Raw genomic sequence first — 16076 nt, 5'->3', positions numbered from 1 at the left:
CAGGCAACTCATCAGGAAATAGCGTCGAACGACAGCGAATTTTTAATCAGCGCCCAATGCGCCGCCTCGGCATCCCCAAGCTTGTCCGCCTTCACATAACTCAAGGCGAGCATCTTGCGCGTGCCCGGTATCACCAGCGCCAGCTGATACTGGAACACCTTGTCGTTGCCCTTGTTGAACTGGCTGCGCAGCTCGATGCCTTCCACTTCCTGCGCGGCGCCCAAGCGCACGTCCACGCCCGGTTGATAGCGCAGCTCCTGCACTTGTTTTTCCAGGCGCTGGAGTTGGTCGTTGAAGTTGCTGTGCAGGGTTTCGCCGTCGGCCAGCAGGCTGCGGCTGACGATCAGGGATGTGCCCAGCTCAGGGAATTTGAGGATATTGATCGTCGCGTCCTGCAGCTCGCTCGCCGGCAGTTGGAACTGGAATTCGTTGATTCGGTACGTCATGGCAAACGGGTCTCGTCAGGAGCTTTTCGGCGCGGGGAACGCGGCTTTGATATTGGCGTCGATGCTGGCTTTCTGGCCCTGTCCATCGGGCGTGGCGCCAGGGCCGCCGCCGTTATTGAGGTGCAGCACGCCCTTGGTATTGAACTCGGCGTCGCCGCTGGCATAGAAGCTGATGTTCACGCCGGTGAGGTTGATCTGCCCGCTGGCATTCAACTCCAGGATGCTTTCGCCGCAGACCAGGCGCAGGTTTTCGCCCACCTCGATCACATAGCTCTGGCTGATGCTGTCGGTCTTGCGCTGGCCCACCGAGAGGATGTCTTCCTGCTTGACGATGCGCAGGCGGTTGTTGCCGATGGTCACCGTCTCGTTATGGCCGATGCTTTTGTTGCGGTCATGCCCGACGGAGTGGCTCTCATCCACCTCCACCACAATGTCCTGGTTACGCTCGGCATGGATATACAACTGCTCCAACCCCTTCTTGTCCTCCATACGGATTTCATTGAAGTTGGCTGGCGTGCCGCCCTTGCTCGAACGACTTTTCATGCCGCTCTGGGTCGCGTTCTCGGGCAAGTCATAGGGCACGGTCTGCTCGGCGTTGTACACGCGGCCGGTGATGATCGGCCGGTCCGGGTCGCCTTCCAGAAAGCTCACAATCACTTCCTGGCCAATCCGTGGAATCTGCATGGAGCCCCAGTTCTTGCCGGCCCAGGATTGCGACACACGAATCCAGCACGAGCTGTTTTCGTTGGATTGGTCGTGACGGTCCCAATAGAAATGCACTTTCACGCGGCCGTACTGGTCGGTCCAGATCTCCTCGCCTTTGGGGCCGACCACCAGCGCGGTCTGCGGGCCTTTGACGATGGGCCGGTGAGTGGTGGCCAACGGGCGGAAGCTTTGCTGGGCGTCGATGCAGGTCAGGCTGCTTTCGAACTGCGCCGAGGCCGAGCCGCCGCCGCTTTCGAGGTTTTCCTGGGCGATGTAGTAGCGGATGCCAACGATCAGGTATTCGCGATTCTGGTCCTGGCGGCTGAAGCCGGTGAGGCTGAACAGGTGGCCCGAACCCAGGCCGCGTGCATTGCCGGCAAACTCGATTTGTTCGTGCAGGGTTTGCAGGGCCTCGATGCGGGTGCGCGCGTAGTGTTCGCCGTCTTCGCTTTGCACGTAGGTGCCGGGGTAGTCGTACAGCGGATAGTCGCCGGCAGTGTGCGGGCGCGGCATGGCCGAGCGCACGTCGATGCTGGCGCTGGGGCGCTGGAAGTCATAGTCGTTGAGCTCCAGCGAGCCCGGCTGCACCTCCTGCGCCAGGTGCCAGTTATGCATGTGGTCGCGTTCGCGCTGTTGCTCGTCCTTGGGGTAATACGGCACCGACGCGTAGCCCGGCACCGTGGTGTGGGCGCCGTAGGCGTCGGCCAGCACCAGCACATGGCGGTCCTGTTCATGGCGGAAGAAGTAGTAGATGCCTTCCTGTTCCATCAGGCGGCTGACGAAATCGAAGCTGGTCTCGCGGTACTGCACGCAGTATTCCCACTCGCGGTACGGCCGGCTCAGGGCGTCTTCGAAGTCGGAAAAGCCCAGGTCGCGGAACACCTGCTTGATGATCTGCGGGATGCTCAGGTTCTGGAAAATCCGGCAATCCGAGGTGCGGGTCAGCAGCCACAGCCACGGGCGCAGCGTCACCTGGTAACTGGCGAACTGGCCTTGGTCGATGTTCTGGCTGCAGCGCGCGACGATACCGTGGAAGTGCCGCTCGCCGCCGTCCGCCAATTGCAGGCCGACGCTCATGGGTTTGCCGAGCAACTGGTTGAGGTCGATGTTGGCGTCCAGGGACGTCAGCTGCAGCTCGTAATTGAACAGGCGGCCAAGCTCTTCACCGCCGCCCATTTCATTGAGCAGCAGCACATCCGGCCCGAGAGGGCTGGTGATCTTGGCCAGGCGTGAGGCTTGGTTGAATAGCATCGAAGTACCCTAATAACTGAAGGAACCCAGTCCAAATGTGGGAGGGGGCTTGCCCCCGATAGCAGTGTGTCAGTTGATGCATGCAGTGACTGATTCACCGCTATCGGGGGCAAGCCCCCTCCCACATTTAAACCTTATTTCAACAGTCGTTATTCGGCGTCGTTGAAGTCGTAGTGCAGCTCATTATCCCGACTGCTGATCCGCACCCCCGCCAGCGCCTTGCCCTCAAGCATGCGCGTGAGGAACTCACGGCTCATGTCCGGCAGCAGGCTGTTGGTGAGGATGGTGTCGATCATGCGTCCGCCGCTTTCGGTCTCGGTGCAGCGCGAGACGATCAGGTCGACCACCGCGTCGTCGTAGTCGAAGGCAACCTTGTGGGTATTCTCCACGCGCTTTTTGATGCGGTTCAGTTGCAGGCGGGTGATCGCCTTGAGCATTTCATCGCTCAGCGGGTAATACGGAATGGTTACCAGACGGCCGAGCAAGGCAGGCGGGAAGATCTCCAGCAGCGGCTGGCGCAGGGCCTTGGCGATTTCTTCCGGCTCGGGGATGTTCGCCGGGTCTTTGCAGACCTGGGAAATCAACTCGGTACCGGCGTTGGTGGTCAGCAGGATCAAGGTGTTCTTAAAGTCGATCACGCGGCCTTCGCCGTCTTCCATCACGCCCTTGTCGAACACCTGGAAGAAGATCTCATGCACGTCCGGGTGGGCTTTTTCCACCTCGTCCAGCAGCACTACGCTGTAGGGCTTGCGCCGTACCGCTTCGGTCAGCACGCCGCCTTCGCCGTAGCCGATGTAGCCCGGTGGCGCGCCCTTGAGGGTCGACACGGTGTGGGCTTCCTGGAACTCGCTCATGTTGATGGTGATCACATTCTGCTCGCCGCCATACATGGCTTCGGCCAGGGCCAGGGCGGTTTCGGTCTTGCCCACGCCGGAGGTGCCGGCCAGCATGAACACACCGATCGGCTTGCTCGGGTTGTCGAGGCCGGCGCGGGAGGTCTGGATGCGCTTGGCGATCATCTGCAAGGCATGGTCCTGGCCGATGATGCGTTTTTTCAGGTGCTGATCCAGGTTCAGCACGGTTTCCAATTCGTTGCGTGCCATGCGGCCCACCGGAATGCCCGTCCAGTCGGCGACCACCGAGGCTACGGCCTGGTAATCCACGGTCGGCAGGATCAACGGAGTTTCGCCTTGCAGCGCAGTGAGGCGTTGTTGCAAGTCGACCAATTGAGCGCGCAATTCGTCGTTGCCACTGTCCACCACCCCGACCTTTTCACGCAGCGTTGCTCGGGTCGCGAGCAACTCATCCACCAGGGTTTTTTCTTCGGCCCAACGGCTTTCGAGAGTGGCCAGACGCTCACGTTCGGCGCTCAGCAAGGCTTCGCTGTTGCTCTGGCGCGCGCCGGTGTCGATGCCGATGGCGTGCTCGCGGGCGATGATCTGCAGCTCGGTTTCCAGGGCTTCGATGCGACGACGACTGTCGTCCACTTCCGCCGGTACCGCGTGCAGGCTGATGGCGACGCGGGCGCAGGCGGTGTCCAGCAGGCTTACGGATTTGTCCGGCAACTGGCGCGCCGGAATGTAGCGGTGGGACAACTTCACCGAGGCTTCCAGGGCTTCGTCGAGGATCTGCACCTGGTGGTGCTTCTCCATGGTCGAGGCCACGCCGCGCATCATCAGCAGCGCCTTGTCTTCCGACGGCTCGGCCACCTGCACCACCTGGAAGCGGCGGGTCAGGGCCGGGTCTTTCTCGATGTGCTTCTTGTACTCGGCCCAGGTGGTGGCGGCCACGGTGCGCAGGGTGCCGCGCGCCAATGCGGGTTTGAGCAGGTTGGCCGCGTCGCCCGTCCCGGCGGCGCCACCGGCACCCACCAGGGTGTGGGCTTCGTCGATGAACAGGATGATCGGCTTGGGCGAGGCCTGCACGTCTTCAATCACCTGGCGCAGGCGCTGTTCGAACTCGCCTTTCATGCTGGCGCCGGCTTGCAGCAGGCCCACATCCAGGCTGCGTAGTTCCACGTCCTTGAGCGCGGGCGGCACGTCACCGGCGACAATGCGCAGGGCGAACCCTTCGACTACGGCGGTCTTGCCGACGCCGGCTTCACCGGTGAGGATCGGGTTGTTCTGGCGGCGACGCATGAGGATGTCGACCAACTGGCGAATCTCTTCGTCACGCCCCACGATCGGGTCGAGCTTGCCGCTGCGCGCCTGCTCGGTCAGGTCCACGGTAAAACGCTTGAGCGCTTCCTGCTTGCCCATTGCGCTGGGTGCCATGGCGCCGCTGGCTTCGCCTGGGACGGCTCCGGCGTTGAAACCGTCGCTGGCGGTCAGGGCGTTTTCCGGCGAGTCGCCGACGTATTCGTCAAAGCGCTCGCTCAGGGCCTCGGCCTTGATTTTGTCGAACTCGCCGGACAGGCCCAGCAACGCATGGCGCAGGCTCGGCGTCTTGAGAATGCCCAGCACCAGGTAACCGGTGCGCACCTGGCTTTCGCCGAACATCAGGCTGCCGTACACCCAGCCGCGTTCCACGGCTTCTTCCACGTGGGACGACAGGTCGGTGATCGAGGTCGAGCCGCGCGGCAGGCGGTCCAGGGCTTCGGTCAGGTCGCGGGCCAGGCGCGCCGGTTCGACGTTGAACTGGCGGATGATGCGGTGCAGGTCCGAGTCCTGCAGTTGCAGCAACTGGTGGAACCAGTGGGCCAGTTCCACGTAAGGATTGCCCCGCAACTTGCAGAACACGGTGGCGGCTTCGATGGCTTTGTAGGCCACGCTGTTGAGTTTGCCGAACAGTGCGGCGCGACTGATTTCACCCATGCTCTGGATTCCTTGAGGTGGTGGCTTGATCGGCGTAATGCCGGGCCAGGATTAGGTCGTTGGCGTCAACCGCAGGTTGGCCGAGCCACGTGTTGAAGCCCAGGCGGAACTGGCCGTTAAGCCGCAGCGCCGGGACTTCGGGTTGTTGCAGGACCAGGTTCAGGTCCCAGTCCAATTCGTGGCCCAGGTACTCGGCCACCCATGCCACCAGTTCGTTGAACGGCTGGTGGCCGGGCAGCATGCCCATGTAGTCATCGAGCGTGAGCGGGCCCAGGCGGATACGGAATTTATGCTGGCGGTCCCATACATGGCTGCCCAGGCACAGGTCCACGCCCAGCCGGGTGGCGTTGACGCCCACACGGCTGCGTTCGGGCAGTTCGAGCCATTGGCCGACGTATTCCTCGATCTCTACCGGCAGGCCGAAGTACTCGCTGAGGATGGCTTTCAGCCCGTCCGGATAGCGGGTCTGTGCCGACAGGTGGCCGCTGTAATGCAGCTTGGCCGTGTCGGGAATCAGCCCCTGGTTGAGCAGGCTCGGCATGCCGCGACCGCTCAAGGCGGCGAGGCGCGCGGACCAGTAGTCATCGTCCGGGCGGTCGTGGCTGACCGTCGGCCGCGCCTCGGCCCAGGCCCGGTAAAACAGGCTGAGCAGGCGATGGTGGAACACGTCCAGGAACGCTTTGCTGGTGCTGTCGGCGTTGTTGCGCTGACGCTCGCGCACGTATTCGGTGATGTGCAGCGGCAGCGGGCCGTTGGGGCCGCCGAGGCCGAAAAAGAACTGCTCCAGCCGCGCCGGCTGGCCATCGCCGCCCGGCGCCACCGAGGCCAGGGTGGCCGGGGCGAAGGTGCAGTCGGCCTGTTGCCCAAGGCGCAACGGGTCGTCCGCCAGACGCAGGGAATGGCCCAGGCGCGGCAGGTGCGGTGACTCGCATTCGATGCGCCGCAGGGCCTGGAAGAAATCGTATTCCCAGGGCTCCTGGTGCATCGCTTCCAGGGTACTCACAGGGTCGGACGACGTCCGGGCTTGGCTTTCCATCGCATGATCTCGCCGCGTTCGGTGGTACGGATCACCGTCTCGGTAAAGCTGTTGATCGACACGTAGCGTGCCAGGAAGCGCTCCAGTACCGCACCGAGCAGGAATACGCCGGTGCCACGAAACGCGTTTTCATCGAATTCCAGTGTAATTTCCAAGCCTCGGCCAAACACGATCGGGCCGGGCATCGGCAGGCGCCGGGTCACCGCTTTGCTGCTGACTTCGCGCAGGCCTTCGATCTGCAACTGCAGGGCGGCGTCGTTGCTGTCGCCATACAGGCGCAACAGTTCGCGTAAGGCGCCGGCGCCCTGGCCCTGTTCGCTCAGGGACAGGTAATTGAGCGACAGCTGGCTGATCAGGCGCCACGCCTTGGCGTCATGGGCATGGCTGGCACGCGGGCGGCTCGGGCCGGCAACGCAGCGCACGGCCAGTACCGGCGCGCTGTCGGCCAGGGTGAAGTCGGTCTTGCCGTTGCCCACGCTCATGAACAGCGGCAGGTCGCGGTTGGTGCACAGCGCGGTCACGCCGAGTTGGCGCAGGTCGTGGCGATACGGCGCTTGTTGGCTGTCCACCAGGCTGACGAAGGTCTCGCTGCCCACATACGTGGAGCGCGGGCCATTGCGGCGCTGGTCGCTGGAGAGCACGCGGGGCTCGCGCCGCACCGTGTAGTAAGCCTTGTCACGGCCATAGCGCGATGGGTCGCGCACCGCATAAAACGGCAGGAACGGCTGCTCCGGCCCGGTGCCATGGCCGGTCAGGCCGGTGAGGGAATGCACCTCGAAATCCATCGGCCGGGTGCGGTCGGCGATCACGTGGTGTTCGTTGACGCGGTCGGACAAGTGAATACGGTCCAGGCGCTTGGGGAACAGGTTGATCGCCGGGGTGCAGAACGGCAGGAACTGCGCCGCGCCGACGCTGCCTTCCAGGCTCGGCTCGTGACGGTCAAACAGTACGATCAATTCCAGCTCCTGGCCGTCGCAGCGCTTGACCGCACGGCTCAGCTCGGCGAATTCCACGAACAGGAACCGCTGGGGCAGGGCGAAGTATTCCTGCAACAACCGATAACCCTGGAACGCTCGCGCCACTACCGGCATGGCCGCATCGGCGTCGTCGAACCCGCGTGAGCGCAGTGCGTCCTGCGGTAGACGCTCGACCCAATCGCCACCGGGCTTGCGTGCGAATACCGCGCAGGCGTTGCCCAGCAGTTGTTCGTAAAGGCGGAACGGTTGCTCGTCGGCACCGCTGAGGTACAGCGGCAGGCTGTCCAGATCGAGGCTGTTGAACGGCAGTTCGGCGCCGGTGCGCAAGGTCAGGCGCAGACCGGCCTTGGCCTTCGGCTCGCTGGCGGCCAGGCGCCCGAGCACGGTGGCCGGGTTGCCGAAGTACTCGGCGTTGCTCACCTGCAGTGGCCACAGCGTTACCGGGTGCGCGGTGCGGTACTCGCAGCAGGTCTGGGTCTCGCGGCCCAGGGCGGCGCGCAGGACGGTGTCGCGCGGCAACGGGAAACCACCGACCAGGGAACCTTCGTCGGGGTCGGTCTGCAACTGCACCACGGTCATCGACGGCGTCGGCGCCAGGTAGTGCGGGTAGGCGATTTCCAGCAGGTTGTGGGTGAACGTCGGGTACTCGGCGTCGAGCTTGAGCTGCACGCGGGCGGTGAGGTAGGCAAAGCCTTCGAGCAGGCGTTCGACGTACGGGTCGGCGCAGTCCATACCGGACAGGGTCAGCCGACTGGCGATCTTTGGGTATTCCTTGGCGAACTCGGCGGCGCTTTCGCGCACGTGGTGCAATTCCTGGTTGTACAGCTCCAGCAGGCGCGGGTTCATGGGCGCCTCCGCTGGTCGGCATTGACCACGCGTACATGGCCGGATTCCAGGTCCAGGTCGGTCTGCAGCAGCAGGCGCAACGGCACCGGTTGTGCCCACAGGTCGCCTTCGATTTCGAAACTCAGGGCGTTGTGGTTCATCTCGCCCTGGCCGACCCGGGCTTTGACGCGCAGGGTATGGCGCAGAATGCGCGGTTCGAATGTGGCGATAGCCTGATAAATCAGGGCCTCCAGCGCTTTGATATCCACGCTGGACACGCTGTTGCCCGCCAGCGCCGGCAGGCCGTAATTGACCACGGAGGTGCCGGCCGGGGTGTGCAGCGTTGCATCGGCGTCGAGCAACGACGTGGTGTTGAGCAGCCACGCCAGGTCGCGCAGCACCGAGGCTTTCAATTGAGTCAGGGACAGCACGCGTTTGTCGGCGCTTTCCTTGGGGTTGGTTGGGTCGTCGTCGGTCAGCCGATCCAGCAGGGACGGTTGCAGACGGTCGCGGGAAGCGATTTCAGTTACCACCAAAGCAGCTCCACGGACGGATTGCGAGAGGAACAAGATGCTGCATGTGAGGCTGTTGTGCCGTGGCGCGGGGCCACGGCACAAGGGCTATCAGCGCTTGGTGTTGGAACGGATGTTCCAGCCAAACTTGACCGCGCCGCCGTCTTTGGTGCCGTCGGCTTTCTGCGGCTGGTAGTCCACCATCACTTGGGCGAAGTTCAGGGTGACGTTCTCGGTCAGGCGGTCATCGGTGCCCGAACCGCCGGTGCTCAGCGACGTTACCAGCACTTCTTCCAGGTTGATCACCATGTACTCGACCTGGCTTTCGCCACCGGCCTTGCGCACGGTCAGCTTGACCTTGTCGATGTGCTTGCCGCTGGCGCACAGCATCATCAGGTTTGGCGACGCCTTGTCGACGTACTTGGTCAGCGACAGGTCCTGGATGTTCACCTTGCCCGCGCCGCCGCCACCGCCAACGTGCATGTTGCCGGACTGGGACATGCCCCAGCTCCAGTTCAGCACGTCGATTTCGTCTTTGTGGGCCTTGTCCATGGACTCGCCCTTGATGTCGCCGATCTTGATGAAAATATCAACAGCCATGTTTTCTCCCTGTGTGGCTCTTGCCACTGAATTTGAGTGACTCCAAATGGGCAGTGCTTTTGTGTGGGTGGGGCTTGCCCCCGATGCAGGCACCTCGGTGTGTCAGCCACACCCCGGTGATGCTATCGAGGGGCAAGCCCCCTCCCACAGAAGAGCCAGCTCATCCGTGGGTCAGGCGCTTTTCGCCGAAGGCAGCTTCGACACCAGACGCAACGACACGGTCAGCCCTTCGAGCTGGTAGTGCGGGCGTAGATAGAACTTGGAGTTGTAGTAACCCGGGTTGCCTTCTACTTCTTCGACGATCACTTCGGCGGCTGCCAATGGGTGCTGGGCCTTGGTGGTTTCGGTGGAGTGCGCCGGATCGCCGTCCACGTAGTTGAGGATCCAGTCCTGCAACCAGCGCTGCATCTCGTCCTTCTCTTTGAAGGAACCGATCTTGTCGCGCACGATGCACTTCAAGTAATGAGCGAAACGGCAAGTGGCGAACAGGTACGGCAGGCGCGCGGCCAGGTTGGCGTTGGCGGTGGCGTCCGGGTCGTCGTATTCGGCCGGTTTCTGCAACGATTGCGCGCCGATGAAGGCGGCGAAATCGGTGTTTTTCTTGTGAAGCAGCGGCATGAAACCGTTCTTCGCCAGTTCCGCTTCACGGCGGTCGCTGATGGCGATCTCGGTCGGGCACTTCATGTCCACGCCGCCGTCATCGGTCGGGAACGTGTGGGCCGGCAGGTTTTCCACTTCACCGCCAGATTCAATGCCACGGATGCGCGAGCACCAGCCGTAGTGTTTGAACGAACGGTTGATGTTCACCGCCATCGCGTAAGCGGCGTTGGCCCAGGTGTACTTGGAGCTGTCGGCGCCGTCGGTGTTTTCTTCGAACGCGAAGGCTTCCACCGGGTCGGTCTTGGCGCCGTACGGCAGGCGCGCCAGGAAGCGCGGCATGGTCAGGCCTATGTAGCGCGAGTCTTCCGATTCGCGCAGCGAACGCCAGCCGGCGTATTCCGGAGTGGTGAAGATCTTGGTCAGGTCGCGCGGGTTCGACAGTTCCTGCCACGAGCCCATGCCCATCACGGTCGGCGACGCCGCGGCGATGAACGGGGAGTGCATGGCCGCGCAGACTTTCGACAGCTCGCCGAGCAGTTCGACGTCGGGTGGCGACTGGTCGAAGTAGTAGTCGCCCACCAGGCAGCCGTATGGCTCGCCGCCGAACTGGCCGTATTCTTCTTCGTACATTTTCTTGAAGATCGGGCTCTGGTCCCACGCAGTGCCCTTGAATTTCTTCAGGGTCTTGTGCAGGTCCGGCTTGGAGATGTTGAGCACACGGATCTTGAGCTGCTCATCGGTCTCGGTGTTGTTGACCAGGTAGTGCAGGCCGCGCCAGGCGCTTTCCAGCTGCTGGAAGTCCGGGTGGTGGATGATCTGGTTGACCTGGGCGGTCAGCTTGGCATCGATCGCGGCGATGATCGATTCGATCGACTTGATCGCATCGTTGGACACCAGGTCGGTCTGCGCCAGGGCTTGTTCGGCCAAGGTGCGCACGGCGGTTTCCACGGCTTCGCGGGCACGTTCGGTCTTGGGTTTGAATTCCTGCATCAGCAGGGATGCGAACTCGCTGGTTTCTTCAGTAGCGCCCAGGCTCTGGACGCCTTCGCGTGCGGTGTTGTCGGTCATGATTACTGATCCCCTGCAGGCTTCGGCGCGCTGGCAAGTGCCTGAAGCAGTGCCGGGTCCTTGATTGCCTTCATGATGATTTCTTCAGCGCCGGTCTTGCCGTCCATGTAGGTCAGCAGGTTGGCCAACTGAGTGCGGGCTTCGAGCAGCTGGTTCAGCGCGTCGACCTTGCGGGCCACGGCGGCCGGGCTGAAGTCGTCCATGCTTTCGAAGGTCATGTCCAGGCTCAGGTTGCCTTCGCCGGTCAGTTCGTTCGGCACGTGGAATGCCACGCGCGGCTGCATGGCCTTGAGGCGGGAGTCGAAGTTGTCGACATCCACTTCAAGGAATTTGCGGTCGGCCACCGGCGCCAGAGGCTCGGCAGGCTTACCGGCGAGGTCGGCCATCACGCCCATCACGAAGGGCAGCTGGACCTTTTTCTCGGCGCCGTAGAGCTCGACGTCGTACTCGATCTGCACTCGAGGCGCGCGGTTGCGCGCGATGAATTTCTGAGAACTTTGCTTCGCCACGTTGCTGCTCCTGGTCGCTTGAGCGACGGTGTTGTTACTGCACAGCCGGGCGGTTTATTCGCCGTCCGGGCCACGCAGGTTTTCAAATTGGGACATGCCGTCGGGAATCAGGTTGCGCACGATTGCTTCGAAATCGGCATGGACCAGATTTTTGGCCCGGTTCAATAACACCGGCAGCGGGCTCGAAGGCTCGTGCCGGGTGTAGTACGCGAGGATCTTGTCGAGGCTGCGCAGCACGTCGTCGCGGCTGGCGATATCGCCGACCGGGCGTGGCGCCGCTGGGGCAGGGGCGAAGTCGGCCGAGGGGGCATTGTCTTCACTGACGGCCTCGGGTTCGCTGCTGCTGTCGGTGCCCGGCACCGCTTGATTGAGTATTTGCAGCGCTTGCTTGAGCGGCTGCTTCAACGCGCTGAGGTCCACGCCCTGGGCGGAGCCGACCTGCTCGTTGACCTGTTGTTCAATGGCTTCGCAGGCAGCCCGCGCGGCGCTCAAGGCCTCGCGGGTGGCTTGCAGGTGATCGGGGTCGCTGTCGAGGAACGCCGCGTTGAGTTGCTGGGCGCCCAGTTGTTCATCCGGGAAGTGCATCAGGCCGCTGGCGTTGAGCGCCGCGCGCAGGCTCACCGGGCCGAACGTGCGCGAGCGGGTGAGGATGCTTTCGCGCAGCAGGCGGATGGTTGCGTCGCTGGTCAGGCCGGCCAGTGCATTGATGCGCACGGTGGGGTCATTATCGTCGTCAGCGTCCAGGCGCGGGTGCAGGTCGGCCCAGTATTGGCGCAACAACGCGTCGATCAGCGTGAGGACTTCGGCCAGCCCGGCCACGCCTTGCAGGGCCAGGGAACTTTGCAGCAGAAAGTGAGTGATGCGCAGGTCTTTGCTGCGCTGCAGCAAGTCGAGGCTCTGCTGCTGGATGCTGCGCCATTCCGGCGGTTCGGCGGGCAGGATGGCATCACCCATGCTGCGCTCGGGTTGCCCCTTGGCGTCACGCTCAAGCTGGAGAAAGTCCGCGTCATATTCCATGTCTTCGCCACACGGCGAGTTCGCGGAAACGGCGGCGAGCAGCAAAGGCACATCCACTGAAATCGATCTCCCTATCCGCCCGTTAAGATGACGGGCTATTCATGCATTAGTTGCGCAAGGAACTTTGCATGTTTTCTTGGTCATATAAGCACAGTGCTATTAATGTGCCATCATTGGTGTTCAAGAAGTTGTGCATTTTTGGTGTAGTACTTATGCCTTGTCAAGGTAAGCTATTCGCCCTCTGTGACAGATGTGCGGTGCTTAACAACCTGTGCGACTGACGGGTCGAAGCACGCACCGAGGCAGGATTTTTGTCATGCGGCCCAGTTAACATCAGCGATCATGCTGACAACAGCGGGTTGTAAAGGGTCGATTGCATGGCCCGATGGGATTTCCCGGGAATGTTCAGCCCGGGAATCGACTGCGCGCGAAGTATCAGCAAGGAGGCAAGATGTCGCTGTGTTTGACTATCACTAGTTATCACAAGATTACCCCCGGGCAGTGCCCCGAAAAGTCCATGAACCAGGGCTCGATGGCGATCGGCCGCAGCTCGGATAATGACTGGGTATTGCCCGACCCCGAGCGCCTCGTGTCTTCGCAACACTGCGTTATTCAATACAAAGACGGCCGTTATTATTTAACCGATAACAGCACCAACGGCGTGGAGTTGGTCAACGCCGGCATCCGCATGCGCCGCGGCAACAGCGAGCTGCTGCAGGATGGCGAACTGATCCGTATCGGCGATTACGAAATCCAGGCACGCATCGATTTCAGCGTGCAAGCCGTTGAAAGCCAGCCCTTTGCCGGTGAGTCGCCGAACAGTTTCGAAGCGCTGATGGGCGCCGTGGCCGGCCCCGTGACGCCCGCGCCGATGCCGCAGCCAGCGATCGCGCCGCAGTTCCAGGGTGCGTCGTCGATGGACACCCTGCCGGACCTGTTCGACTTCCTCAGCCCCACCGCCGTGCCGCCGCCGACCGTGGCCGATCATGTGCCCAGTGAACAACACGACTTCCGCCCGCCGACGCCGGTGAGCGTGCCGGTGCCCGAGGCGCCGGTGGCGTCCGGTTCAGTGATCCCCGAAGATTGGGACCTGCTCAGCGACGCGCCGCCGCCGATTATCAGCGCGCCGGCACCGACTCCATCGCCGCCACCGCCACCGCCAGTGACGCCATCCGCGCCCATGCCCGAGGTGGCACCGCCGGTGGTCAATGCCGGGCAACCGGACCTGCTGCAAGCCTTCCTGCGCGGTGCCGGCCTCGACCAATTGCGCCTGGATAAGGCCGACGCCTGCGCGCAGATGGAAAGCATCGGTCGCAGCTACCGGCTGATGGTCGAAGGCTTGATCGACGTCCTGCGCGCCCGGGCCAGCCTCAAAGGCGAGTTCCGCATGCAGCAGACCATGATCCAGCCCGCCGAAAACAATCCGTTGAAGTTCGCACCGAATGCTGACGAAGCGTTACTGCTGCTGCTGCGTCACGGCAACCAGGCGTTTATGGCGCCCGATGTCGCGGTAAAGGAAAGTTTCGACGACCTGCGCGCCCACCAACTGGCGGTGATGGCCGGTGTGGAAGCGGCGATCAAGCACCTGCTCAAGCGCTTCGAACCGGCGCAACTGGAAGAACGCATGGGCAAGCCCGGTGGGCTGTCGAGTATTTTCAACGGGTCACGCCAGGCCCAGTACTGGCAGCAGTTCACCGAGCTCTACGGCAATATTTCCCGTGAGGCCCAGGAAGACTTCCAGGACCTGTTCGGCCGCGAGTTCAGTCGGGCCTACGAAGAACACAGCGCACGACAGCGGCGCTGAACCGCACACACGGATTAACGGATAGCTAAGTACGTCATTGAGGACGCAGGATGATTCCCAGGTTTTTACTCGCAGTCGCCACCGCGCTTCTGCTGACGGCGTGTGCCAAAGACGCCGCCAAACCCGAAGCCGCCGCCGAGGCTGAAGCGGATACGGCTGCGGTCGAATTGCACTTTCACGCCATTGCCGGGCTCAACCCCGGCGCCAATGGCCAGGCCGCCCCGGTGCGCGTGCGGATTTTCGAACTGAAGAATGCCGCCACATTTGCCCGCTCCGACTATTTCGCCCTGGCCGACCGTGCGCAATCGACCCTGGGCCTGGACTTGTTGGACCAGGACGAAGTGATGGTGCAGCCCGGCCAGCAACTGAGCATTCAGCGTGACCTCGACCCGTCGACGCGCCAGATCGGCTTGCTGGTGGGCTACCGCGAACTCGATCGCGCGCAGTGGCGCACGGTGATCAATGTGCCGGCGCGTCAATACACCGAATACCAGATCAGCCTCGATGTGCGCGCGGTGCGCGCCGACGTCGTGGTTACCCCATCCAGCCCTGCCCAATAAGCAATCGGAGCCCCCATGTCCTGGAACAATCGCGTGGTCTGGTCGGAAGGCATGTTCATCGGAACGCAGCACTTCCAGCAGCATGACCGTTACCTGGAAAACCTGATCGACGCCCGCAGCCGCCCGCTGTCCGCCGGTGCCTGGGGCTTTTCCGAGTTGCTGATCGACCAGGGCCTGTTGGCCCAGGGCAAGCTGGCCATCGTCTCGGCGCGGGGCCTGTTGCCTGACGGCACACCGTTCAATATTCCCCAGGACGACCTGGCGCCCAGCCCGCTGAACATCGATGACAACCTGCGCGACGGCCTGGTCTACCTGGCCTTGCCACTCAAGCGGGCCGGCGTGCGCGACACCGTCGACGAGGGCGAAGCCCTGGAAGCCGCGCGTTACGTGAGCCAGGTGCGCGAAGTACGCGATGACAACGCACCGTTCGAAAACCGCGCGCCGGTGGCCGTGGGTTCTCGGGCGCTGCGCCTGCTCACCGCCCAGGATGGCATCAGCGATTACGCCGCCATCGGTGTGGTACGCATCAAGGAAAAACGCGCCGACCGCGCGCTGGTGCTCGATGACAGCTACATCCCACCGGTGCTGGACGTGGCCGCGAGCAAACCGCTCACCGCGTTTCGCAGCGAATTGCTGGGCCTGCTGCACCAGCGTGGCGAGGCCCTGGCCGGCCGCGTGGTGGCCTCGGGCGCCGGCGGCGCCTCGGAGATCGCCGACTTCATGCTGCTGCAACTGGTCAACCGCGCCCAGCCGCTGATCCAGCATTTCAGCCAGTTGAGCCCGCTGCACCCGGAGCGTTTCTTCAGTGAACTGGTGAGCCTGGCCGGGGAGTTTTCCACGTTCTCCACCTCGGGCCGTCGTCCTCAGGAATACCCGCAATACCAGCACGACGATCTGGCCGTCAGCTTCGCCCCGGTAATGGCGGCATTGCGCGAAGCGTTGTCGATGCTGATTGACAGTAAAGCCACGCCAATCCCGATTGTGGAAAAAGCTTATGGCATCCACGTGGCAATGCTGGCCGACAAAACCCTGCTCGACAACGCCAGTTTCATCCTGGTGGTGCGTGCCGATGTACCCGGCGAAACCCTGCGCGCGCGCTTCGGCCAGCAGAGCAAGGTAGGGTCGGTTGAACACATCCGCGACATGGTCAACCTGCAGTTGCCGGGCATCGGTCTGGTGCCGTTGCCGGTGGCGCCGCGCCAATTGCCGTACCACGCAGGCTCGACTTACTACGAGCTGGACCGGGGCAGCGAGCACTGGCAGCAACTGAGCAACTCCGGTGGTTTTGCTTTCCACATCGCCGGGCAGTTCCCGGGCTTGAACCTGGCCTTCTGGGCGATCCGAGGATAATCA

Annotated in this window: 13 protein-coding genes; 3 read left to right on the top strand and 10 right to left on the bottom strand. The window is 63.0% G+C overall.

Annotation, left to right across the window (positions count from 1 at the left end; all coding sequences use genetic code 11):
* Window positions 1–11 precede the first annotated feature (11 nt).
* The 10 genes from PSH94_RS25460 to tssA form a co-directional block, all read right to left on the bottom strand.
* Window positions 12–446 (bottom strand): DcrB-related protein, encoded by a 435-nt coding sequence (locus PSH94_RS25460; protein ID WP_065879244.1) that lies wholly within the window; start codon window positions 444–446, stop codon window positions 12–14.
* 15 nt (window positions 447–461) lie between these two features.
* Window positions 462–2402, bottom strand: a complete 1941-nt coding sequence (locus tag PSH94_RS25455) for a type VI secretion system Vgr family protein (protein WP_305436006.1) — start codon at window positions 2400–2402, stop codon at window positions 462–464.
* 149 nt (window positions 2403–2551) lie between these two features.
* Window positions 2552–5215, bottom strand: coding sequence for a type VI secretion system ATPase TssH (gene tssH, locus PSH94_RS25450; protein ID WP_305436005.1), 2664 nt, complete (start codon window positions 5213–5215; stop codon window positions 2552–2554).
* The gene (tssG, locus tag PSH94_RS25445; protein ID WP_305436004.1) at window positions 5208–6251 is read right to left on the bottom strand and encodes a type VI secretion system baseplate subunit TssG; all 1044 of its coding nucleotides are present in this window, start codon (window positions 6249–6251) and stop codon (window positions 5208–5210) included. Before tssG ends, tssH begins: the two co-directional genes overlap by 8 nt.
* Window positions 6215–8074: a type VI secretion system baseplate subunit TssF gene (tssF, locus tag PSH94_RS25440; protein WP_034101508.1), complete on the bottom strand. Its 1860-nt coding sequence runs from the start codon at window positions 8072–8074 to the stop codon at window positions 6215–6217. The genes tssG and tssF overlap by 37 nt, the downstream gene beginning before the upstream one ends.
* Window positions 8071–8586 carry a type VI secretion system baseplate subunit TssE gene (gene tssE / locus PSH94_RS25435; RefSeq protein WP_042945974.1) on the bottom strand — a complete coding sequence of 172 codons (516 nt, stop codon included), beginning with the start codon at window positions 8584–8586 and terminating at the stop codon, window positions 8071–8073. Before tssE ends, tssF begins: the two co-directional genes overlap by 4 nt.
* A gap of 90 nt (window positions 8587–8676) precedes the next feature.
* A complete protein-coding gene (locus PSH94_RS25430) occupies window positions 8677–9165 on the bottom strand; it encodes a type VI secretion system tube protein Hcp (protein WP_017526783.1) in 489 nt (162 codons plus the stop codon).
* A 171-nt stretch (window positions 9166–9336) separates the two neighbouring features.
* Complete coding sequence (tssC, locus tag PSH94_RS25425) at window positions 9337–10833, bottom strand: type VI secretion system contractile sheath large subunit (protein WP_181076229.1); 1497 nt, start codon at window positions 10831–10833, stop codon at window positions 9337–9339.
* 2 nt (window positions 10834–10835) lie between these two features.
* The gene (tssB, locus tag PSH94_RS25420) at window positions 10836–11342 is read right to left on the bottom strand and encodes a type VI secretion system contractile sheath small subunit (RefSeq protein WP_034101506.1); all 507 of its coding nucleotides are present in this window, start codon (window positions 11340–11342) and stop codon (window positions 10836–10838) included.
* Between the two features lie 54 nt (window positions 11343–11396).
* Window positions 11397–12416, bottom strand: coding sequence for a type VI secretion system protein TssA (gene tssA, locus PSH94_RS25415; RefSeq protein ID WP_181076231.1), 1020 nt, complete (start codon window positions 12414–12416; stop codon window positions 11397–11399).
* A gap of 394 nt (window positions 12417–12810) precedes the next feature.
* On the opposite strand from tssA, the gene tagH reads away from it, so the two are divergent.
* The 3 genes from tagH to tssK are packed head-to-tail and all read left to right on the top strand — an operon-like array spanning window position 12811 to window position 16073.
* A complete protein-coding gene (gene tagH, locus PSH94_RS25410; protein ID WP_253509798.1) occupies window positions 12811–14163 on the top strand; it encodes a type VI secretion system-associated FHA domain protein TagH in 1353 nt (450 codons plus the stop codon).
* Window positions 14164–14213: 50 nt separating this feature from the next.
* A complete protein-coding gene (gene tssJ / locus PSH94_RS25405) occupies window positions 14214–14723 on the top strand; it encodes a type VI secretion system lipoprotein TssJ (protein WP_181076234.1) in 510 nt (169 codons plus the stop codon).
* Window positions 14724–14738: 15 nt separating this feature from the next.
* Window positions 14739–16073 carry a type VI secretion system baseplate subunit TssK gene (gene tssK / locus PSH94_RS25400; RefSeq protein ID WP_253509797.1) on the top strand — a complete coding sequence of 445 codons (1335 nt, stop codon included), beginning with the start codon at window positions 14739–14741 and terminating at the stop codon, window positions 16071–16073.
* The last annotated feature ends 3 nt before the right edge of the window (window positions 16074–16076 follow it).

It is taken from the genome of Pseudomonas sp. FP2254, from assembly GCF_030687695.1.
GTDB lineage: Bacteria > Pseudomonadota > Gammaproteobacteria > Pseudomonadales > Pseudomonadaceae > Aquipseudomonas > Aquipseudomonas quebecensis.
Note: the sequence above shows the minus strand (reverse complement) of the source record. Positions and strands in the feature narration are given on the sequence as shown.